Origin of the sequence: Spiroplasma sp. hyd1, assembly GCF_016082235.1 — a bacterium.
GTDB lineage: Bacteria > Bacillota_I > Bacilli_A > Mycoplasmatales > Mycoplasmataceae > Spiroplasma > Spiroplasma poulsonii.
Genome location: NZ_JXYY01000132.1, coordinates 1 through 758, shown reverse-complemented (window position 1 = coordinate 758; position 758 = coordinate 1). Strand labels below are relative to the sequence as shown.

Genomic DNA, 758 nt, shown 5'->3' with positions numbered 1-758 from the left:
GTGGCTTCGGGAGTTTGATCGCTGCGTGACCAACCTGTTCTCATTACTTGGGCTGCAACCACAAGCGTTGCCCACCGCACCCGTACTGGTTGCGCTGGACGACGGCTTTGTCGAGGTGCAGATGCTGCATGCATACGCATCCCAGAGTGCAGAGTCATGCACGATCTTGCTCATCGCCTCGCCGTTGGACGCCGGAGGTGTTGCGCAACGCCTGGTGCGTCGCATGGAGTTGGAGTCAGAGCAGGCTGACTACCTTTTGCGCTGCTGGGACCCTCGTGTGATGCTGGCTTTGAGTCAGGCCTGGTCTGGTCAATTGCGTCACGATGTTCTGGCCTTCGGGACGCAGATGTTGCTGCCCAATCGCCGAGGTGGACATCTCGCGGTGGCGCTGCACTGCCCGCCGGACGATCCTTTGGCGCAGCGTCCAGTGGTGTGCACTGGCGAGCAACTCGACGCCTTGGTCCAGGCGACCGCCCCCGATGCGGTGCTGGGCTTGCTGCGCGAACAGGATGCGGCCTTGCTCGACAGCTTGCCCGATGCCCAGCGACATGCCTGGGCCTGCGCACAGATCAAGGAGTGTTGTCAGCGTGGTCTTTGGGCAGCGCGGGACCATGCTTTGGCGCTTGCGCTGGCTATCCAACACGGGATGAACTGGTGGCAAGCCCCTGCCTGGAGCGCTTGCGTAGCCAAAGCACAGGAAAGGCGGTCTTTGGTGCAAGCCTATGTGTCCCTGACGCACGAGGAGGTGAAATGAAAAC

Annotated in this window: 1 protein-coding gene; it reads left to right on the top strand. The window is 61.6% G+C overall.

Going from position 1 to position 758, the window contains the following annotated elements; genetic code table 4:
• Nucleotides 1-758, top strand: a 758-nt coding sequence (locus tag TS70_RS06715; protein ID WP_198049806.1) for a DUF4123 domain-containing protein, incomplete at both ends; no start/stop codon positions are given.